This window comes from Acetobacter sicerae, from assembly GCF_011516765.1.
Lineage (GTDB): Bacteria > Pseudomonadota > Alphaproteobacteria > Acetobacterales > Acetobacteraceae > Acetobacter > Acetobacter sicerae.
Genome location: NZ_JAAABN010000011.1, coordinates 74,996 through 96,024, shown reverse-complemented (window position 1 = coordinate 96,024; position 21,029 = coordinate 74,996). Strand labels below are relative to the sequence as shown.

At 58.2% G+C, this 21,029-nt stretch carries 18 protein-coding genes, 1 tRNA gene and 1 pseudogene; 6 read left to right on the top strand and 14 right to left on the bottom strand.

Annotation, left to right across the window (positions count from 1 at the left end; genetic code table 11):
• Window positions 1-152: 152 nt before the first annotated feature.
• From GVI59_RS12850 to GVI59_RS12835, 4 genes are all read right to left on the bottom strand, one after another.
• Window positions 153-229: transfer RNA gene (locus GVI59_RS12850), tRNA-Pro, on the bottom strand.
• 100 nt (window positions 230-329) lie between these two features.
• Window positions 330-926, bottom strand: coding sequence for an LOG family protein (locus GVI59_RS12845; RefSeq protein WP_173574606.1), 597 nt, complete (start codon window positions 924-926; stop codon window positions 330-332).
• A gap of 248 nt (window positions 927-1,174) precedes the next feature.
• A complete protein-coding gene (locus GVI59_RS12840; RefSeq protein WP_173574605.1) occupies window positions 1,175-1,438 on the bottom strand; it encodes a hypothetical protein in 264 nt (87 codons plus the stop codon).
• A 124-nt stretch (window positions 1,439-1,562) separates the two neighbouring features.
• A complete protein-coding gene (locus tag GVI59_RS12835; RefSeq protein WP_173574604.1) occupies window positions 1,563-2,768 on the bottom strand; it encodes an MFS transporter in 1,206 nt (401 codons plus the stop codon).
• Window positions 2,769-2,916: 148 nt separating this feature from the next.
• Between GVI59_RS12835 and GVI59_RS12830 the strand changes: the two genes are divergently transcribed.
• Together GVI59_RS12830 and GVI59_RS12825 are read left to right on the top strand one after the other, a co-directional pair.
• Window positions 2,917-3,522 carry an NUDIX domain-containing protein gene (locus tag GVI59_RS12830; protein WP_173574603.1) on the top strand — a complete coding sequence of 202 codons (606 nt, stop codon included), beginning with the start codon at window positions 2,917-2,919 and terminating at the stop codon, window positions 3,520-3,522.
• Between the two features lie 201 nt (window positions 3,523-3,723).
• Window positions 3,724-5,007 carry an AI-2E family transporter gene (locus tag GVI59_RS12825; protein WP_173574602.1) on the top strand — a complete coding sequence of 428 codons (1,284 nt, stop codon included), beginning with the start codon at window positions 3,724-3,726 and terminating at the stop codon, window positions 5,005-5,007.
• A 165-nt stretch (window positions 5,008-5,172) separates the two neighbouring features.
• On the opposite strand, the pseudogene glf reads toward GVI59_RS12825, so the two are convergent.
• Window positions 5,173-6,320: pseudogene (gene glf / locus GVI59_RS12820) on the bottom strand (UDP-galactopyranose mutase).
• 283 nt (window positions 6,321-6,603) lie between these two features.
• Between glf and GVI59_RS12815 the strand changes: the two are divergent.
• Complete coding sequence (locus GVI59_RS12815) at window positions 6,604-6,942, top strand: hypothetical protein (RefSeq protein ID WP_173574601.1); 339 nt, start codon at window positions 6,604-6,606, stop codon at window positions 6,940-6,942.
• Window positions 6,943-7,235: 293 nt separating this feature from the next.
• Window positions 7,236-8,858: an ABC-F family ATP-binding cassette domain-containing protein gene (locus GVI59_RS12810; protein WP_173574600.1), complete on the top strand. Its 1,623-nt coding sequence runs from the start codon at window positions 7,236-7,238 to the stop codon at window positions 8,856-8,858.
• A gap of 12 nt (window positions 8,859-8,870) precedes the next feature.
• On the opposite strand, the gene GVI59_RS12805 is transcribed toward GVI59_RS12810, so the two are convergent.
• On the bottom strand, window positions 8,871-9,533 hold the full coding sequence (locus GVI59_RS12805) for a protein-tyrosine phosphatase family protein (protein WP_173574599.1): 663 nt from the start codon (window positions 9,531-9,533) through the stop codon (window positions 8,871-8,873).
• Window positions 9,534-9,808: 275 nt separating this feature from the next.
• The gene (locus tag GVI59_RS12800) at window positions 9,809-11,197 is read right to left on the bottom strand and encodes a PAS domain-containing protein (RefSeq protein WP_173574598.1); all 1,389 of its coding nucleotides are present in this window, start codon (window positions 11,195-11,197) and stop codon (window positions 9,809-9,811) included.
• 238 nt (window positions 11,198-11,435) lie between these two features.
• On the opposite strand from GVI59_RS12800, the gene GVI59_RS12795 reads away from it, so the two are divergent.
• Together GVI59_RS12795 and GVI59_RS12790 are read left to right on the top strand one after the other, a co-directional pair.
• Window positions 11,436-12,551: a THUMP domain-containing class I SAM-dependent RNA methyltransferase gene (locus GVI59_RS12795; RefSeq protein WP_173574597.1), complete on the top strand. Its 1,116-nt coding sequence runs from the start codon at window positions 11,436-11,438 to the stop codon at window positions 12,549-12,551.
• A gap of 120 nt (window positions 12,552-12,671) precedes the next feature.
• A complete protein-coding gene (locus GVI59_RS12790; RefSeq protein ID WP_173574596.1) occupies window positions 12,672-13,019 on the top strand; it encodes a zinc ribbon domain-containing protein YjdM in 348 nt (115 codons plus the stop codon).
• Between the two features lie 42 nt (window positions 13,020-13,061).
• Here the strand turns inward: GVI59_RS12790 and GVI59_RS12785 are convergent, their stop codons facing one another.
• The 7 genes from GVI59_RS12785 to GVI59_RS12755 form a co-directional block, all read right to left on the bottom strand.
• Complete coding sequence (locus tag GVI59_RS12785; protein WP_173574595.1) at window positions 13,062-14,162, bottom strand: acyltransferase family protein; 1,101 nt, start codon at window positions 14,160-14,162, stop codon at window positions 13,062-13,064.
• 295 nt (window positions 14,163-14,457) lie between these two features.
• Window positions 14,458-15,555, bottom strand: coding sequence for an aromatic ring-hydroxylating dioxygenase subunit alpha (locus GVI59_RS12780; protein ID WP_173574594.1), 1,098 nt, complete (start codon window positions 15,553-15,555; stop codon window positions 14,458-14,460).
• A gap of 295 nt (window positions 15,556-15,850) precedes the next feature.
• Window positions 15,851-16,633 (bottom strand): succinate dehydrogenase iron-sulfur subunit, encoded by a 783-nt coding sequence (locus GVI59_RS12775; protein WP_173574593.1) that lies wholly within the window; start codon window positions 16,631-16,633, stop codon window positions 15,851-15,853.
• Window positions 16,634-16,660: 27 nt separating this feature from the next.
• Window positions 16,661-18,472, bottom strand: a complete 1,812-nt coding sequence (gene sdhA, locus GVI59_RS12770; protein WP_173574592.1) for a succinate dehydrogenase flavoprotein subunit — start codon at window positions 18,470-18,472, stop codon at window positions 16,661-16,663.
• A gap of 84 nt (window positions 18,473-18,556) precedes the next feature.
• Window positions 18,557-18,976, bottom strand: a complete 420-nt coding sequence (gene sdhD, locus GVI59_RS12765; RefSeq protein ID WP_173574591.1) for a succinate dehydrogenase, hydrophobic membrane anchor protein — start codon at window positions 18,974-18,976, stop codon at window positions 18,557-18,559.
• 1 nt (window position 18,977) lies between these two features.
• The gene (gene sdhC / locus GVI59_RS12760; protein ID WP_173574590.1) at window positions 18,978-19,454 is read right to left on the bottom strand and encodes a succinate dehydrogenase, cytochrome b556 subunit; all 477 of its coding nucleotides are present in this window, start codon (window positions 19,452-19,454) and stop codon (window positions 18,978-18,980) included.
• 272 nt (window positions 19,455-19,726) lie between these two features.
• Window positions 19,727-20,749 (bottom strand): aspartate-semialdehyde dehydrogenase, encoded by a 1,023-nt coding sequence (locus GVI59_RS12755; RefSeq protein ID WP_173574589.1) that lies wholly within the window; start codon window positions 20,747-20,749, stop codon window positions 19,727-19,729.
• Window positions 20,750-21,029: the final 280 nt, after the last annotated feature.

Sequence of the window (21,029 nt, the reverse complement as noted above, 5' to 3'; positions counted from 1 at the left end):
GATCGCGAGATCTGTCGGGTGAGCATCGCTGCCCGTGATGGGCGTATCATTCGAGTGACGTATTTTAGAGATGTGGGGAGAGAAAGATATAGTCTGCGTTCGCCTGAACAACAGAACATATAAGCGGATGTCGGGCCATCCGTTGAAAACCCTGGTCGGAGTGAGAGGATTCGAACCTCCGGCCCCTGCGTCCCGAACACAGTGCTCTACCAGGCTGAGCTACACTCCGATTGGGTGCGGGCCTAATAGCGCTCATCGTTCATGACTGCAAGGGCCGAAATATCATACGGCCCCCTCGAGTGGTTTATTTTTCCCCCGAGAGCGGAAATTTACATTCTGGAGGTCGCTTCCGAGGCCTCACGGCTGTCGGAGCGGGAAACGAGTTCCAGCCGTTTCAGAGCCGCCGCCGTATCAGGCACTACCTCAAGCAGGGCTCGTGCCTGGGGAGAGGCGAAGCCCTGACTGACGGCCTCGTTCAGCATCGCAAGCACGCCCTGCGCCCAGTTTGCGACATTGACGATAAGGATAGGCTTGGAATGCAACTGGAGCTGCTTCCAGGTCAGAATTTCCATCAGTTCGTCAAAGGTTCCGAACCCGCCGGGAAGAATGAGAAATGCGTCAGCTACCGCAAACATCTTCTGTTTCCGCGTATGCATGGAATCCGTGACAACCAGTTCCGTCACGCCGCGATGCATGACTTCGCGGGCTTCCAGAAAATCGGGAATGATACCGGTGACACGGCCACCCGCCTGTATGGCCGCATCCGCCACGACGCCCATCAGGCCCACATCCCCACCGCCATAAACGAGATGGATACCTGCCCGGGCAAGCCCGGCTCCCACGGCTTCTGCAGTTTCCTTGTAGACAGGCTGATTGCCGAAACGGGAGCCGCAAAAGACGGCGGCGGCATTGATGCGGGCAGGCATGCAGTCAACTCTCCAATGGGCTTGTCAGGTGTTTTTTCTCGGCTCCGTCGTCAGTCAACGGCAGCCATCTTTTCCAATAAGAGCATGATACAGCTTCATACCTTTCCGCCAAGTCACTGACGTCGTATTCCCGACGATCATGCTCCCGGAATGGCGTCTTCCGCACAGATAATACCGGCTGTCTGAGCCCGTCCGGGCAGAAGCGATTTTAGAGATACCGTTAGCCAGTCCCTGACGGCTTCATCCGGTTACCCGCGATCGGCGGGGACACGAACGGAACGGACAGCCAGATGAGTTTTGGCGCGCGGGCCGGACAGAAGAGAGAAAGCAACTGCTATCATCCCGCTTCCGGTTCCGAGCAGGCCGAATTCTGTTGCCAGAAGGCTGGCCGTCTTTTCATCCGCCAGACTCTCGGCCAGAGACAGGCCCTTCCAGATTTCCACGCAGAGCATCAGCGACGCCAGACCTATGAGCCCGTACCCAACCCAAAGCATGACGATATAGCGCTTCATCCGGCCTACCCCCGTTTTGCTCAGCCTATTCGCCTGCATCTTCCAGACACAACAGAAACCTGTCGCCAGCAGTTTCAGAAAATTCATTCAGACCGCAATAAGCGTCGGAAATGAGGCAGCCCCGTCACGCCGATGCCGCAGGACTGTTTTTCGGCAGAGTGAGGGTCAGGAAGAACCCAATAGCGCAGAACGCGGCTGCAACGACAAACAGCGTCGGAAAGCCCCAGATGGGAATGATCATCCCCAGCCCCGGACCAGACGCCCCGATGGCGAGGTCCAGAAAGACGGAAAACCCTCCCAGCGCCACTCCGCGATTTTCCGCCCCCAGCCGCTCGATGGCCAGCACGCCCAGAGCCGGGAACACCAGAGAAAATCCCACACCCGTCAACGCCGCTCCAATATTGGCCAGAACGGGAGACGGGCCGCCTGCGATGATCAGCAGGCCAAGCGTTTCCACCGCCATGGAGACCAGCGCCACTTTCACTCCGCCGATCTTTCTGATCATGGATGAGAAAACGAACCGCGTCAGCACGAAGAACCCGCCGAAGACGGCAAGGGCGATGGCGGCCCCGCTCCAGTTCTCATCGTTGAAGTAGAGCGTCAGACAGGAGACGATTGCGCCAAATCCGACCGAGCTCGCTCCAAGTGCGCAGCCATACGGCATGATGGCGCGGAAAATGGTCGTAAAACTCGGTTTGGGACCAGTCTGGGGAGCCGGGCGGGTTGTTTTCTGCCGGAGGGCATTGGGAATACAGGCGATAAACAGAAGCGTTGACAGCAGGCCCACGCCTATCAGGCCGCCGAACCGGATGTGAGATGAAAAAATCAGGGAGGCAATCGGCGCGCCGAGAGCGATGCCGCCATAGGAACAGACGCCGTTCCATGAAATGACAGCCGCCGAATTCGCAGCGCCCGCCCTGTGCATGTTCCAGATGATGACGCCGACCGCCACCCAGCTTTCGCTAAAGCCGAGCAGGGCGCGCCCGATGAGGAGCAGGCCAAGGGACAGCGATGATTCCGATGCACACAGGGACGAGGCGACAAGCAGCACGCCGGACAGGGCGCCCACGATCAGACCGGTCAGAACCACCGGGCGGGCGCCGTTGGCGTCAAGCCGTTTTCCGGCCCAGGTTCTGGTCGCCAGAGTAGCCAGATATTGTGCAGAGACTGCAAATCCTGCGAGTGCGGCGCTGTATCCCAGTGTCCGGTGAACGAAAAGTGGCACGACCGCCATCTGAAGGCCGATGACCGTGTAACAGGCCAGTGTAAACAGCAGGACGGGGTAGATGCGGGCGATTACGGATGAAGAACGGGGCGAAGAGGGAGTCATGCAGCATCCGGTGGCAGTGGTCAGTGCGGTCTTTGCAGAGGCAGGGGTTTCTGCGTGCAGGAAGGCAGTCTAGCCTGTAACGCTTGGGAAACAGGGACGTTTCAGACGCCTCAATGTGAACTTCCACCCATCAGGGAGGTAATCCGTCATGACGATCACGCCGTCAGCAGAAAATGTCAGCCCGCTTACAGATACACCGGATGATGGAGGATATGTCACGCTTTCCTCTCGCATCGCCTATGAAAATCCGTGGACACGAGTGCGTGAGGATATCATCCGCCGTCCGAACGGGAAGGATGGTCTCTACGGGATTGTCGAGCGCGGGGATTTTGTCGTCATCATGCCTGTGGGTGGTGAAGGCGGCGAGCGGACCGTGACGCTCATCCAGCAGTTCCGCTATCCCGTGCAGCGACGCATGTGTGAATTTCCCATGGGTATGTGGGAGACAAAGCCCGATGCCGATCCGGACGCCGTCGCCGCCGGAGAGTTGCGGGAAGAAACCGGTCTTTCCGCCGCACGGATGCAGCATGTCGGCGTCGTCTATCAGGGGGCGGGCTATTCAACCCAGCGCGGCCACGTCTATCTCGCGACCGATCTGACGCCGGGAGAAAATGCGCTGGAGGAAACGGAGCAGGACATCACCTGTCACACGCTTCCCCTCGCGGAATTCGAGCGGATGGTGCGCGATAACGAGATCACCTGCATGGTGACGCTCGCAGCCTTCGCGATGATCCGCGCTCGGGGTCTGGTCTGAACACGACGTCCCGCCCTGCGGATGCACACTGATGTGTCCGTATGGCTGCGCTGCCCGTAAAGCAACACTCAGCCGATAGGGAATTGACAGGGACTCGTCTTCCACAGTCTGTAGCAGGGTCAGAATTGTAAACCTGTCTCCCACCATTCCGGATACGTAGTGGTAACAGACACGCCACTGACGGCAAAAGGAGTACGGGACATGCCGCAGGACATGGATGAGTCCGGTTCTTCCGCCGGTGCGGGCAACGAGGCGGCGCGACCGGTTCTTCCGCCGTCTGTTCTGGCGAGTGGACCGGATGAAGAAGCCGCTGCGGAACGGGCCCAGCAGGCCCGCATGCATGAAGCGGTGCGACGCGCGCGTCTGAGCGTCAATCAGGTCTGCCTGATTATCCTGACCAATCTGGCGATCCTGTACACCCTGAAACTCGCCGCCTCGATCGTGCTGCCGATGGTTATGGCCGTGGTGACGAACCTGATGCTGGTGACACCAATGCGCGTCATCTCGCACTGGGTGAAACTCCCGCGACCCATCATCGCCTTCCTGCTGATCGGCAGTGTGTTCGGAGGATTTACAGCCGTCGGAATGGCCGTCTCGGTGCCTGCGGCCGGATGGCTCTCACAGTTGCCGCGGGAAATCACGCTTGTTCAGTCGCATCTGGCCATTCTGAATGATCCCATCCATTTTCTGGAAAGCACTGGCCTGAGAATACAGAAAATGCTCGGTGTGCCGACCGATCCGCATGCGTCGGGCGTCGCGTCCGGCATTATGCCGCTCGGCTCATCGCTGCTGCTCGGCACGCAGGCGTTCATGGGGCAGCTTTTCACATTCTTCATCATGCTGTTCTTCCTGCTCGCACAGGGAGACAGCCTGTTGCGGCGCTTTGTCGAGATCATGCCGACCTTCAACGACAAGCGTCGCGCCGTTCAGATTTCGTCCCATATCGAGCGGAACATTTCGCTCTATCTGGCGACCATCACGATGATGAACGTGTTCGTGGGGATCGCCAATACGGTCCAGTGCTGGATGCTGGGCATGCCGACACCTCTGTTGTGGGGCGTGGTGGCGTTCGCTCTGAACTACATTCCGATCATCGGCCCCTGCACGGGCATCGTGATCTATTTCTGCGTGGGGCTGCTGTCGTTTCCAACGGTCGTTCAGGCGCTTCTGCCGCCGGCAGTCTATCTCTGTATCCACCTGCTGGAGGGAGAAACCATCACGCCCATGCTGCTGGCGCGCCGTTTCACGTTAAACCCGGTGCTTGTGATGGCGTCATTGCTGTTCTGGGACTGGATGTGGGGTATTACCGGCGCGTTTCTTTCCGTGCCGATGCTGGCCGTGTTCAAGATCATCTGCGATCACGTCGATTACCTGACGCCCATCGGGCACATGATCGGTGGACCGGGCGCCATGCCTGACAGGCATGAGCACGACCTTCATCATGAAGGGACTGAGCTGAACCCGAGAACGCACGTCAGCTCATAAGCCAGAGCATCACGGAGACGCCTATCAGGACGAAAAGCCCGGCAGCCTGTTCATGTCTGCTGTGGGCGGTTTTTTAGCGAGGTTCCGGAGGGTGCCGTTCTGAAATGAGGCGGCACCCTCCGGAACCTTGTTTTTACTGTCGATAAAGTGTGTCGAAGCGTTCGTTCAGGTGGGATCGACAAAGAAAACGGGGATGGCCTCTCCGGCTGCAACAAGCTGGTCGATCCGATCACAGGCGGCCAGAGCCTCCGAGATGGTCACGTCCATATCCAGATATCTGTAGGTTCCCAGACGTCCGAGGAAGGAGATTTTCTTTTCCGTTCTGGCCAGCTCGATATAGCTTTCGAGCATGCGTTTTTCATGGACCTGACGGATCGGGTAGTAAGGAATGTCCTGCTCTCCGGCCAGTCGGCTGTATTCCTTGAAGCAGACCGTGCGTGAGAATTTGTCAGCTTCCCACGGAGCGAAATGCTTGTGCTCGGAGATACGCGTGAAGGGGACGGACTGGTCGCAGTAATTGATGACAGCCGTACCCTGATGGTCGCCCTCATCCTCGATCCGCTCGAAGTCCAGTGTCCGATACCCCAGTCGTCCCAGCCTGAAGCCAAAATAGCGGTCAATCGGGCCAGTGTAGAAAACATGATCGAACTCTTCGGCCACCGCCTCGAAAGAGGTGCCAAGCCGGACTTCGATACGATCATGTTTGAGAATGTTTTCGATGATGGCCGTGTAACCGTCCTCGGGCATGCCCTGATACGGATGGTTGAAGTAATTGTCGTCGTAGTTGAAGCGCAGGGGAGACGTTTCAGGATGGAGGCGGGCAGTTCCGTAGGCTCCATGCCCCACTGCTTGCAGGTATAGCCGTGAAAAAAGGCCCGGTACAGATCAGGGCCGATCATGGAGAGCGCCTGCTCTTCAAAATTCTGCGGATTTCTGATGGATTTATCCGCTTTGGACTCAATGAAAGTCCGCGCCTCTTTCGGGCTGAGCGTCTGGCCGAAGAACTGATTGATGGTCAGCAGATTGACGGGAAGCGTATAGACCCTGCCCTGAGAGATCGCCTTGACCCGGTTCACATACGGACGGAATTTTCCAAACTGGTTGATGTAATCCCATGCCCGCTGATCAGCCGTATGGAAAATGTGCGGGCCATAACGATGCACCATGATGCCGGTCGCCGCATCGCGCTCGGTATGGCAGTTGCCGCCAGCGTGAGGACGTTCATCCAGCAGAACGACCTCATGGCCTTTCTGCGCAAGATGACGGGCAATAATGGCGCCGCTGAAACCCGCTCCAACGATACAGACTCTCATAAGCAACACTCAAATTCTGTTCCGGGTGATATGCGTGCAAGGTTCTGACGCATACTTTGCCAGAACTTCTACACTCGATATTTTATGGGAGTAAAGTTTATAATTTTATAATGCAGTGCAATCATATATTGAAACTGGCGGCAAGAAAGTATTTATAAATAAGTTTTTCTATTTTGGACTGTTCTTGTAATGAAAGAGAGATAAAATTATTGTAATCATGAAACCATTCACTGCACGGAGTTGTTTAACTGGCTGCATTAACTTCTGATGTTTGGAAAGAATAATGAAAGTCGCTTACGCACTGACTTTGGGTGTTGCTCTCTCAGTTTACTCACAGGCATCTTTCGCGCAGGCCACGGGCAGGAGCGACGTTGCTCCCACTGCTGAAAGCGCCGCCCAGCAGGTCGGGAAAAGCCCGGCTTCCGCGAAGACAAAGCACGGCAAGCGCATCGAGCCTTCGCAGAAACTCTGGAACAACCCGAGAACGGTCGCCGAGCAGCCCGGTAGCGTGCCGCCGGCGAACAAAACCACAAACGATCATTCAAAGCCGCTCAATTCCGGTGAACATGAGAAAGATGGCGCTCAGAAGCCACAGTCTTCAGACTCTAATGAGCAGCAGTAAGAGTTTTCAGTAAGTTTTGTCGGCATGCGCTGCATGAATGGATATGCAGTGCGTGCCAAAACGAACGGCAATTCCACCATGCCGTGATCGTTACAAGGCAGTGGTTTATCCTGTGAGGTGACAAGGCCTGCGTCCGGTCTCATTGTCGCGGACAACCCTGAGGCTCCGTTCGGACAGCATTCCTGGTCGGAATAGACGGATTTTTCCAACGCGCGCGCACCTGTTTGCGCCGGACGGCGGTTGATAGTACCTCGGCGGCTTCCGTCAGCCCGCCCGAGGACCTCCGAGCCCCCATGATCCGTCTCGACAATATCAGCAAGCACAACGGCAAGCGTGTCATCTTCATCGAGGCGTCAGCTTCGCTTCAGAAGGGCGAGAAAATCGGCCTCGTTGGCCCCAATGGCGCGGGCAAGACGACCCTGTTCCGACTCATCACAAAGCAGGAAGAGCCTGATGAAGGCAATGTCGTCACCGACAAGGGGCTGACCATCGGGTTCTTCAGTCAGGACGTCGGCGAAATGGAAGGCCGCAGCGCCGTCGCCGAAGTCATGGACGGCGTGGGCGAAGTCTCCACCGTTGCGGCGGAGCTGGCCCAGCTGGAAATGGCATTGGCCGATCCCGAGCAGATGGATCAACTGGACACCATTCTGGAACGCTTCGGGGAGGTGCAGGCGCGTTTCGAGGAACTGGGTGGCTACGCGCTGGACGGGAAGGCGCGTGAGGTGCTGGACGGCCTCGGTTTCAGTCAGGAAATGATGGACGGCGATGTCGGCAAGCTGTCCGGCGGGTGGAAGATGCGCGTCGCTCTGGCCCGCATCCTGCTTATGCGGCCCGACGCCATGCTGCTTGACGAACCGAGCAACCATCTCGATCTGGAAAGTCTGATCTGGCTCGAACAGTTTCTCGCGAACTATGACGGCGCATTGCTCATGACATCGCATGACCGAGCCTTCATGAATCGCATCATCAACAAGGTCATCGAGATCGACGGCGGCAATCTGACCAGCTTCTCCGGTGATTATGAATTCTACGAACAGCAGCGCGCCCAGAACGAAAAGCAGCAGCAGGCCCAGTTCGAGCGTCAGCAGGCCATGCTGGCCAAGGAAATCGCCTTCATCGACCGGTTCAAGGCTCGTGCTTCCCATGCGGCGCAGGTCCAGAGTCGTGTGAAGAAACTGGACAAGATCGACCGTGTCGAGCCGCCGAAACGTCGCCAGACCCTGTCTTTCGAGTTTCCGCCAGCGCCGCGGTCAGGTGATGTAGTCGTGACCCTGAAAGGCGTGGACAAGAAATACGGCAGCAAGGTCATCTATGAAGGCCTCGACCTGATGATCCGTCGTCAGGAACGGTGCTGTGTGCTCGGCGTGAACGGTGCGGGTAAATCCACACTGCTGAAACTCGTCACCGGTACGACTGAGCCCGATGCCGGCACGGTCACGCTCGGCGGCAGTGTGAAGATGGGTTACTTCGCCCAGCACGCCATGGATCTTCTCGATGGAGACCGCACGATCTTCGAGACGCTTGAGGACAACTTCCCTCTCGCCAATCAGGGTGCGCTCCGGGCGCTCGCGGGTGGCTTCGGTTTCTCCGGTGACGATATCGACAAGCCCTGTCGTGTTCTGTCAGGCGGCGAGAAAGCGCGTCTGGTGCTGGCGCTGATGCTGTTTGAGCCGCCGAACTTTCTCGTGCTCGATGAGCCGACCAACCATCTCGACATCGGCACCAAGGAAATGCTGATCAACGCCCTCTCGAAATACGAGGGCACCATGCTGTTCGTCTCGCATGACCGGCACTTTCTCGCCGCCCTGTCCAACCGTGTGCTGGAACTGACACCGGAAGGCATCCATCCCTATGATGGCGGCTATTCGGAATATGTCGCCCGCACTGGCCGCGAAGCGCCCGGCCTGCATGCGTGATGGCGGCGGGAGTTATTCCCGCCGCAGCACCTTGTCCGTGACGAACGACGCCAGCTTGCCCGCAACGAAATCGCGCTTGAGGGCGACTTCGTCGTAATGGTGCTCGACCCATTCCAGAAAAGGAATGCGACCTTCGGCCTCGGTGCGGTAGCGCCAGAAAAAGGCGTCCAGAATGCCGGTGCGGGAACGGTTGAAATGCCCGAAGCGCCATGAAAGCTGGCGGAGCGCCTCATCGGTCGTGCCGCCCTCGAACATCACCACAAGACCGGAGGCGAGACCCGCACGATCCGCGCCGGACTTGCAGTGCATCAGCATCGGAAACTCAAGCGAGCGATAGAGCGACGCAAAGCGCAGTATGCGGTCACGGTGCGGTGCGCCCCGGCTTTCAAACGCCATATCGACGTGAATCAGGCCCTGCTGTTTCGCCGCATTACGGGACAGGGCGTCGGAGCCGCACTTCCGGTGACCACGCAGATTGACCAGCGTTTTCAGGTGAAAACGACGCTTTGCGGCGGCAAGGCGTTTGGGTGTGGGATGATTGCAGCGATAGACCTTGCCCGGGACGACCGTGTGAAAATTGGTCCAGACAAGTCTGAAAACCGCATGATCTACGAACAGGCTGTCTATCCAGGCTTTGCGACGGCCGCTCGGCGAGGCCAGACTTCCTTCGAACACAAGGGTGCTCCTGTTTGTTGGGGGGCGGAGTATAGGGAGAGAGCGGCATCTCTCCAAGATGGCCAGCCCTATGGGGTGTGCGACGCTCTCAGGGCAGCAGGAGAGGGCGGATCGGAGATGAAAATGTTAACGGTTTTTCTTTTAATAACAGATTGATATTCAGAACGCCCGGGTGGCGGTTTTGCGAGACTCCCCGGAGTTTTCCGGCCCACTGCAACAGAACTTTCTTGTGACTGAAAGGATGGTTCATTGGCAGGCCGCTGAGAGCGAACGGATCAGTTTGTCGGCAGACGGGTCAGCACCCGTTTTGCCGGTGCCGTGAATTCCCAGAACACACCATCCGCTTCATGATGACAGATGACATTTGCCCCTTCTATTCCGCGGGGGTTGCGTTCGATCACTGCCGTGCCGAAACCTTTTGATGGTGGTTCCATGATCGGAGGGCCGCCGAGTTCCTTCCATTGCAGCCGGAACAGAGCGTCATCGTTCTTTCCTTCAATCTGCCAGTTGATGGTCACAGCGCCGGTATCGTTGGAAAGAGCGCCATAACGTACCGCATTCGTTGTCAGTTCGTGAATGGCCAGACCGATTTTTTCCACAGCCTCCGCACGCAGACGGATATGGGGGTCGCCTTCGAGGCGAAGCCGGCTGAGGCAGGATTCGCCGTTCGCGGCAGTGTGCGCCGTCACAACATCTTCAACGCTGGCGCCGGTCCATTGCTCCCGCACCAGCAGATCCAGACCGCGGGCAATGGCGGTGATGCGTTGATCGAGCGATGTCACAAAGGAGGCGCGCGGGTCCGGAACCGTCCGCCTGAGCATGGCCCTTACGACGGTCAGCATGTTGCGGGAGCGGTGCGTGACCTCACGCAGAAGCATGCCGATGCGCGCCTCGTTCTCCCGCACCTTCGTCACATCACGGGATACACAGAGGATTGCCTCCACGCCGCCGCTTGTGTTGAGCAGGGGAGTCAGAACGTTATCCCAGTAACGCGGCGGTTGTCCCGGTATCTGGCTGAGGCCGCCAAACCTGGCTCCTGCTCCGTTGCGGGCTTCTTCCAGCGCCTGTTCGCCCGGATCCCATGCTTCCTGAGGCAGAAGCGGCAGCCATTTCATGCCAAAACCTGAATCTGCATCGACATTCAGCGCCGTACAGCCCGCCTCATTCATGTGAGCCAGCGTGCCGTCGGTGTTGATCACCTTGATGCAGTCCGAGCTGACATTGAGCATGGCCATGCGCATGCGGGCGGTGTGACTGGTCTTCTGTTCACGCAGTTTCTGCTCATGAACATCGGTCAGGATATGGAACCAGAACAGAAGCGTGTTGCTGGCGTCCCTGTGGGGAACAGTCCGAAACAGAAACCACCGACCGGAGTTGGCAGAACCCGGGGAGACGCCTCCCATCAGGCGACATTCCGTCGTCTGCTGCTCGCCGGTTTCCAGAGACAGTCTCAGAATCTGCTCGATCTGATCGCGATCTTCCGGAATGATCCAGTCAACCCAGGCGTCCGATGCAAAGTCATGATTCGGTCCATCGGCATAGCTGCGCCAGGCCTTGTTGAAATAATCACTGCGTCGATCCGGACTGACCACACAGATCAGGTCAGGTAGAAGATCAAGAGTGGTATTCATTGAAGACGTGGTGACAGCTGGGGCGATATCCATGGTAGTTCCGGACCGTCAGAAAAGTCTGCACACGCTGTCTCAGGGCAGGACCAGAATGCAATGTTTCATGAAATAAGTATCTTATTGAAACACGGGTCAGGCTTTTTTGTCAAAAAAATGGATCAAGCTGATGTGGTGCTTGTATCCGGACGGCTTTATCCACTGATCAGAAAGGTTTTTCAGCTTTTTCCGGCAATATCGGTTTGCTGAGAAAGCAGCTTCCTGTCATGGAAGCGCAATGACTGGACCGCGCCCCTTCGAGATCTTTCTGGCAACCATTCCCGGACTGGAGGCAGTCCTGTGTGAAGAGGTGCGCCTTAAAGGCTTCAAACGCCCCGTCGCCGTTCCCGGCGGTGTCACGATACTGGGCGGCTGGCCAGAAGTCTGGCGGGCCAATCTGTGGATTCGCGGCGCAAGTCGGGTGCTGGCGCGGATCGATAGCTTTCGCGTGACGCATCTGGCGCAACTCGATCAACGCGCCCGACAGGTGCCGTGGGCAGAGGTTTTGCGTCCGGACGTTCCGTTCCGGGTCGAGGCAGACTGCACCACTTCGCGCATCTATCACGAGGGAGCCGCGGTCGAACGCATCACCCGCGCCATCCACGAAACACTGGGCGCGTCGGAAGCCAAAGAAGGCGGTGTTCTGGTGAGGGCGCGCATTGAACGGGACATCTGCACCATCAGTGTGGATACGTCCGGTGTTCTCCTCCATCGACGCGGACATAAGGCTGCGGTCAACCGGGCACCGATCCGTGAAACCATGGCGTCCCTTTTTCTGCGGCAATGTGGCTACACAGGTAACGAGCCCGTGGTGGACCCGATGTGCGGCTCGGGCACCTTTCTGCTGGAAGCGGCCGAAATCGCCGCCCGTCTCAATCCGGGGCGCTCCCGCCACTTCGCTTTCGAGGAACTGGCGACATTCGACCCCGAAGCGTGGGCGCAGATGCGGGCTGTAAAAAGTGAACGCACGCCTTCCGTCCGGTTTTATGGCAGTGACCGGGACGCGGGAGCCATCGCCATGAGCCGCACCAATCTGGAGCAGGCGGGTGTCGCTGATTATGTGACGCTGCAACAGGCGACAATCAGTGAACTTCAGCCGCCGGAAGGACCGCCGGGTCTGGTGATCGCCAATCCGCCTTATGGAACCCGTATCGGGGACAAAAAGGCGCTGATTCCTCTCTATCGCGCCTTCGGCCAGACGCTGATGAACCGGTTCTCCGGCTGGCGCGTGGGGATCGTGACGACGGAAACGGCGCTCGCCCATGCGACCACGTTGCCATTTCTGCCCACAACAGCGCCGGTTCCACACGGCGGACTGCGTGTGACGCTCTATCACACGGCCCCGCTTCCCTGAACGATCATATGTGAAATCTGCGGCTCGGGATGGGACGCAGGCTTGTGTCGCAGCCGCCGGTTTGCCATGCCTGCATCCGCGAAGGCGCACCCTGCGTCTGTCGGTAACGGAGAGTGCGAGATGAGCGAAGCCCTGAAATGCCCGGAATGTGGATCGGAGCATGTGTATCAGGATGGCCCTCTCTGGATCTGCCCGGAATGCGCTCATGAGTGGACAGGCGAGGCCACGGAAGCGGGAGAGCAGGGCGAGCGTGTGATCCGTGACGCCAACGGCAATGTGCTGGCGGATGGCGATACGGTCAGCGTCATCAAGGAACTGAAGATCAAGGGATCGTCGCAGGTTGTGAAAGGCGGCACCAAGGTCAAGGGCATTCGTCTTGTCGACGGGACGGACGGACACGACATCGCCTGCAAGATTCCGGGCTTCGGCGCGATGAACCTGAAATCCGAGTTCGTGAAGAAAGCCTGATTTCACGCAAACCCGAGGTTTCCTGAATCTGCAAAGGCCGGTTCAGGAAGTTCTGCGCGATGGCCGAAAGAGAGTGGAAAGCCGATGACCCAGTCGGTTCGCTGGTCTTTCCACTTTCTCATACAGCAGATGACTTACTGGTAGGGCGATCAGCAGGGTCAGGCAGAAAACCATGCCTTCCCGTATCGGCATTGAAAACGCCGGCAGCAAGGGTGAAAGCAGTCGCCCTGCAATGGCGATGACCAGAAAATGCACGAGATAAAGGCTGAACGAGATATCGCCCAGCCAGAGCAGCGCCCTGTTTGAAAGCAGGCCAGCTATCGTGCCGTTACGCGCCAGCCCGAACAGCATAAAACCAGCGCAGATCGTCTCTGGAATAACCAGTTTTGGCGAGTTGAACACAGCGCCCAGTGTTTCCGGTTCGGTCAGCAGGGTGGTGGGAAGCGACATGCCCACCGCCGCGAGCAGAACACCGACGGATGTGAGAATGACGTTCGTGTTCTGCCATCCCCGATAGGCGATGATCCCCACTACGAAACTGAAACCGTAAATAAAGGGAAGCCCCTTGCCGCCCGATGGGGCGCAGATGGAGAGGGCCAGAGCGAGCAGCACGACGGGAAGGAAAATCCGGCTCTCGTTCCGGCTGGACGCCCAGAGAAAGGGGAAAAAGGCGGCGGCGATCAGTTCGACGGCGACAGTCCAGTTCTGGGGCACCAGGGCGCTGGAAATCGAGACAAGACATTTTGCCAATAATGCGGGTGACAGAGGCATGTCATGGGGAAGAAGCGCTTCCATTGACGGATCGCTTCCTGCCACAGGCCAGCCTGCGAGTGGCGTGCGGGTAAAAAGAGCGGAAAGCAGCGTGACAACAACCAGCGCGGGCAGAATGCGAAATACGCGACGTGTCCAGAAGGTCAGAACGGTCTCCACCGAAAAGTTCTGCCCCACGAGGGAATGTGTGAGGACAAACCCGCTGAGAACGAAAAAGAGCGTGACAGCCGCAGGCGAGTTGAAAAGAAAGAAAACGATGACTGTCGCGGAATGGCTCGACAGGGGATAGCAGGCCAGAACGTGTCGCAGCACCACGACAAGAGCCGCCAGCCCACGTACGGACTGTAATGCATCAAAACGTACGTTTTTCATCGTTGAGTCTGAGGCGAAAAACGTGAGCGGGAAGGCTGCATTGCTGTTTTCGTGTCCTGTTCCGTGTGTGAAGAGGCATCTTCACGTCAGAAGAACAGGTATAATCATGTTTTCCAATGACAGGAATGAGCCTGAGGTCAAAGCATTGCCTGTCAATCAGAAGTCAGCATGACTCTGGAGACTATGGAAATGATTTCCCCCAACAGACGTGGGATGAAAATACAAAAGTTTTGATAAAGCTGTTTTCAAAAAGCTTCATAATAGATCGTTTTTTAAGCTTATACCTCACGTGTTTTCATAATCCGACGACAGGCTCGCAAGCACGGGCCGCCGGATTATTCTCCATGAGAGCTTCAATCCGGCGGCGCACACGCACGGCGGCGGCATCAGTCACGAAATTTGGTTCATCACTGACATCCGCTTCCGTAAGGTAGGGCTCTATCGCTTCCAGAACCCTGATATCCTCGCGCACCACCTGATCGTTGCGTTCTGAGTAACTGTTGGAAATTGCGTCATCGTCCAGCGCAAAATCCCGCATGATCCCGGCAAAGTAATGGGTGCTGTGATCCGTCTCCGGCGTGATTGCATGGAAGAAGACGAGGTCACCCATGCTGGACGCCGGTTCTCCCTCTGCATCACAGGCGATAATCTCGGACCCCGCTGCTATGACCAGTCCGACCCCAAACAGTTCCGAACGCCCCTTGATACGCATTTTCGCACTGATATCGGGGAATAACGCCCGGAGAGCCTCATCTGTATCCTTCGCCGGAGAAAGACGCAGGAAGGCCAGATGGTTTTCATCGTCGATGATTTCGGAAGGTCTGGTCGGACCATTTGCTGCACAGCGCTGTCCGAGTGTGAGAGGATGCGTAAAACTGATGTGAGACTGGTCAAAGAGATTTTCGAGAACAATCTGTGATCTGGCCCGCACATGAAAGGTCTTCAGACCGAAGAGCAGAGTCTGGCCGGCCTCAGGTTGAAGGCTGCGCGCAAACGGCAGGCGACTCATGTCAGGCGCTTTCCCTGCACCGACCCACAGCCAGATAAAGGGTGTGCTTTCCACAACATGAAATGATTTCAGATCCATGCCTGCAGGAACATGTTTCTGAAAAGGCAGATGGACACACACGCCGTCAGAACCGAAGGCTGCGCCGTGATATGGACAAACGATCTGGTCGTTGACGATTTCCGCTGTTTCCAGAGGCATCTGCCGGTGTGGACAGAGCGCTGACACAGCCGCGACGTCCCCGGACCGCTGTCGATAGACGATAATGTGCTCACCGGCGATCGTTCGCATCAACGGCTTTTCACCAATTTCATGGCTCCATGCTGCGACATACCACTGGTTCCGGGGGTAGGCCTGCCCGGCAGCAGTGAAAGGATAAAAGGCCATGAAATCTCGCACGCTTTTTGAATATTCAAAGAGATGCTGGGAGATGATTAACAGTCTCTTTGGAAAAGTGACGGTCCACCCGGAATTTAAAATTTGAGCGAAAAAGTTTCATTCTGTTACTTTTGGCGGTCAGAAGCGGGGAAACCACTCATTCTTTTTGTAAAGACGACGGCGATCAAAGAGACTGTGTTCTTTTGTGAGGTCTGGAGACAGGTCCCGCAAAACGACCGGCCACAATAAAAAACGCCGGAAGGTCTCCCCTCCGGCGTTTTTCATGCAGTGCTGGATCAGCAGATCAGAGCTTGCGCTCGACCTGAAGTTCCTTGATCCGGCCAATGGCCTTGGCGGGATTGAGACCCTTCGGGCAGGTCTGTGTGCAGTTCATGATCGTGCGGCACGCATAGAGCTTGAAGGTATCTTCCAGCGAGTCGAGACGGTCGCCCTGATGTTCGTCACGGCTGTCCGCGATCCAGCGATAGGCTGCGAGCAGCGTAGCCGGACCGAGGTAACGGTCGCCGTTCCACCAGTAGGACGGGCAGGACGTTGTGCAGCAGAAGCACAGGATGCACTCCCACATGCCGTCCAGCTTGGCGCGCTCTTCCGGTGACTGGAGACGCTCACCATCCGGTGGAGGCGCGCTGTCAGCCTTCATCCAGGGATCGATGGAGCGCAGCTGGGCATATGCGCCATCGAGGTTGGAGACGAGATCCTTCACGATGGGCATGTGGGGCAGGGGATTGATGATGATATCCCCCTGCATGTCCCGGATCGGCTTGAGGCACGCGAGCGTGTTCTCGCCGTCGATGTTCATCGCGCAGGAGCCGCAGATGCCTTCACGGCAGGAACGGCGGAAGGTGAGCGTAGGATCGACGTCGTTCTTGATGTGGATCAGCGCATCGAGCACCATCGGGCCGATGCTGTCGATATCGATCTCATACGCGTCCATCACCGGATTGCTGTCGTCATCCGGCGTCCAGCGATAGATCTTGAAAGTCCGCACATTCTTGGAGCCGGCGGGGGCAGGAAAAAACTGCCCCTTACCCACCGTGCTGTTACGCGGAAGTCTAAGTTCGACCATGTTCTGTCTCCCTTGTCTTGCGGTGGGTCAGTAGACGCGCTTCTTGGGCGGGAAGACCTGAACCTCATCGGTGAGGGTCTTCATGTGCACCGGACGGTACGTCATGTTCGTGCCACCCTTGTCATCCAGCCACGACACGCTGTGCTTCATCCACTCCTTGTCGTCACGGTCCGGATAATCGTCACGGGCGTGAGCGCCGCGGCTTTCATGGCGGACAAGGCCGCTTTCCAGCGTCACGGTCGCGTTGGCGAGAAGATTCTCGAATTCGAGCGCTTCCATCAGGTCGCTGTTCCAGATCAGGGAACGGTCGGCCACGGACAGGTCGCCCTTGGCTTTCCAGATATCCTGGATCTTGTCACAGCCTTCCTTGAGGCTTTCCTCGGTGCGGAACACTGCTGCGTGCATCTGCATGTCGCGCTGGAGACGGTCACGCAGTTCGGAAACGCGGGTGCCGCCCTTGGCGTAACGCAGGGCGTCGAGACGATCGAGCGCGTTCTCGCCAGCGCCAGCAGGTAGCGGCTTCACGAAGTCGGTCGGCTTGACAATCTCGGCGGCGCGCTTCGCAGCGGCGCGACCGAAGACGATCAGATCGAGCAGCGAGTTGGTGCCGAGACGGTTCGCGCCATGCACGGACACGCAGGCCGCTTCACCAACAGCCATCAGGCCGGGCACGACGGCATCCGGGTTGTCGTCCGTCGGGCGGACAACTTCACCGTGAATGTTCGTCGGGATGCCGCCCATGTTGTAGTGAACAGTCGGCAGAACCGGAACCGGCTCCTTCGTCACGTCCACACCGGCGAAGATGCGGGACGTCTCAATGATGCCCGGCAGACGCTCATGCAGCAGTTCGGAACCGAGATGCTCCAGATGCATCATCATGTGGTCCTTCTTCGGACCACAACCACGGCCTTCACGCATTTCCACCGTCATGGCGCGGGAGACAACGTCACGGGACGCCAGATCCTTCGCCGTCGGCGCGTAACGCTCCATGAAGCGCTCGCCTTCCGAGTTGGTCAGGTAAGCGCCTTCACCACGGCAGCCTTCCGTGAGCAGGCAGCCCGCCGGATAGATGCCGGTCGGATGGAACTGCACGAACTCCATGTCCTGCGTCGGCAGACCGGCGCGCATGACCATGCCGCCGCCGTCACCGGTGCAGGTGTGGGCCGAGGTGCAGGACTGGTAGGCGCGGCCGTAACCACCCGTCGCCAGAACGACCATCTTCGCATTGAAGCGATGGATCGTGCCGTCGTCCTGACACCACGCCATCACGCCGCGACACGCGCCTTCCTCATCCATGATGAGATCAATGGCGAAATATTCGACGAAGAATTCGACGTCATGCTTCAGGCACTGCTGATACAGCGTGTGCAGGATCGCGTGACCCGTGCGGTCGGCGGCGGCGCAGGCGCGGGGCACCGGAGCCTTGCCGTAGTCGCTCATGTGACCGCCGAAGGGGCGCTGATAGATCTTGCCCTGTTCGGTGCGGGAGAACGGCACACCGAAATGTTCGAGTTCGTACACGGCGGGGACCGCCTCGCGGCACATGTACTCGATCGCGTCCTGATCGCCCAGCCAGTCCGACCCCTTCACGGTGTCGTACATGTGCCAGCGCCAGTTATCTTCGGCCATGTTGCCCAGGGAAGCACCGATGCCGCCCTGTGCTGCGACCGTATGGCTGCGTGTGGGGAAAACTTTCGTGACGCAGGCGGTGGACAGGCCAGCGGCGCCCATACCCAGCGTTGCACGGAGACCCGACCCGCCGGCGCCGACCACGACCACGTCATAGGCGTGATCGACAATGCGGTAGGCCCCCCGAGAAGGAGAGGAATTAGCGTTCATAGTGACGGCGCTCCCGTTGTCTTGCGACCAGTCAATGCATCAGAAAAACCGGCGAAGCCTGCTGGCCACGTCGGTCAGCGGCGATCAGCCTTTTGAGGCAGGGCGACCAAGGGCCAGTTTCAGCACCGAAACGATGCCGAGCAGACCGAGAAGTCCTGTGCCGATCTTCACGAGTAGTTTTGTGGGGGCGTGAGCCTTGCCATGCACGTAATCGTCCACAATCACCTGCAGCCCGACTTCCGCGTGATAGAAGCTGGTGGCGACCAGAGCGGCGAGGAGCGTCGCGTTGACCGGCTTGCCACCCCATTTGGCGACCTGCTCGTAATCCTCGCCACCGAGGCGGAACATCTGGATGACGAACCAGCCGGAGAGTGGCAGCAGACTGGCTGCTGAAACACGCTCCACGATCCAGTGGCCGGTGCCCGAATGACCGGAGCCAAGACCACGGGCGCGGCCCAGCTGTGAGCGCATCACGGTGCGATGCGTGGGAGACGTTGCATTCATCTCAGGAAGCCTTCTTCAGCAGCTTGGCGCGATGCCGTGCACGACAGCAGGAAACACCGAGCAGGGCGGTGGCGAGCGTGACGCCCACACCGGCGATGACGCCAAGCGCCACCGGACCGTCCTCGTTCAGTTCCTTCTTGTCGTAGCGATGGCCGGCATCCCAGATGAAGTGGCGAAGGCCACCAACGGTGTGCCAGACCAGTGAAAGAATCCATCCGAACAGCACGAGCTGACCCAGCGGATTGCCTGTCACCTTGCGGGCGCTTGCAAAGGACTTGGGTCCTTTCGCGAGGGCCGCCAGCCAGAAGACACCCAGTGCTGAACCGCCGGTTGCCACCACACCCGTAATTCGGTTCGAAATGGAAAGAAACATCGACAGGCGCATTTTATAGACCTGAAGATGCGGTGACATCGGTCGTCGGATTAGAGCGCCGTCACTTCGGCTCCCGACATAGAGCGCTTCCCGGACATCCTGCATCGTCGCCTCGTCATCTTGTCCACGTAAAACGCCGCACGAAAGGCGGCGCTATTCCAAAACCGGTCCTACGCCGCAGGGTTTTCGTGGTCAATTGAACGGGGAAACACGAGACCGAGAGGGAGCCTCACGTTTGGGAGGATGAAAACCTGCCGGGAACGGGGACTCTCTGCGGCAGATGACGCCTGGACTGTTTCAGGGCGTGTAATCCGCGTGAAACAGTCATCTGGCCGACCGGTCGCATCAATCCCCCGTGACCGGCGGCCTCCAGCGTCTTAGTTGCGATGAGGCAACAGATCGAGAGCAATCATCGTCTCCGCGATCTGCACGGCGTTCAGGGCCGCGCCCTTGCGCAGATTGTCGGACACGCACCAGAAGGCCAGACCGTTCGGCACGGTCGGATCGATTCGCAGACGGGAGACGTAAGTTGCGTCTTCTCCCACGCATTCGATCGGCGTCACGTAACCACCGTCCTCGCGCTCATCGAGCAGCACGACTCCTTCAGCCTCACGCAGCGCCTCACGCGCCTTCCTGAGATCGACGGGCTCCTCGAACTCGACCACCACAGCTTCCGAGTGACCGATGAAGACCGGCACGCGCACGCAGGTGGCGAGAACCTGGATCTCCGGGTCGAGAATCTTTTTCGTCTCGACGGTCATCTTCCACTCTTCCTTGGTGGCGCCGTCATCCATGAAGCGGTCGATCTGCGGAATGCAGTTGAAGGCGATCTGCTTCTGGAACTGCTCGACCTTTGGCGGATCGTTGACGAACGTGCCCTTGGTCTGGGCGAACAGCTCGTCCATGCCGTCCTTGCCCGCGCCCGCGACAGCCTGATAGGTCGCGACGACGACGCGCTTGGCCGTAAACAGGTCATGCAGCGGCTTCAGCGCCACAACCATCTGGATAGTGGAGCAGTTCGGATTCGCGACGATTCCGCGCCTGGCTTTCTTCAGGTCGTTGGGATTCACTTCCGGCACGACCAGCGGAACGTCAGGCTCCATGCGGAAGTGGGACGTGTTGTCGATCACGATGCATCCGGCCTTTGCGGCGCGGGGACCATGAATCGCGGATACGCTCGCTCCCGGCGAGAACAGGGCGACATCCCAGCCAGCGAAGTCGAATGTCTCGAGATTCTGTACTTTCAGCGTGCGATCCCCAAAGGAGACTTCGCGTCCAGTCGAACGCGGTGACGCCAGAGCCACGATCTCGTCGACGGGAAACTCCCGCTCGTGCAAGGTCTTCAGTATTTCGCGTCCGACAGCGCCTGTCGCGCCCACGACCGCTACGCGATAACCCATCTCAGTTCCTCTCCTGATCCACGCTCACTGTGGAAGTGCCACTGTAGAATTGCGAGTCGACACCTATAGCAGGAACGTGGTGCGTGGAAGGCTTAACGCAAGGCTGAAGGGCGTTTGCGCTGGAGATCAGACTTTCCAGGGACGCCGAAATCACTCGTTCGGTTTCACTCAGGGTGAAATGGGGCCGGGTGAGAGTTGCAGAAGGAACAGCCCTGCAATTCAAGGCTGACTTTGCGGTTGTGCCGCGTTTCCGCCTCATTAAGGTTCAACAGTCTGAATG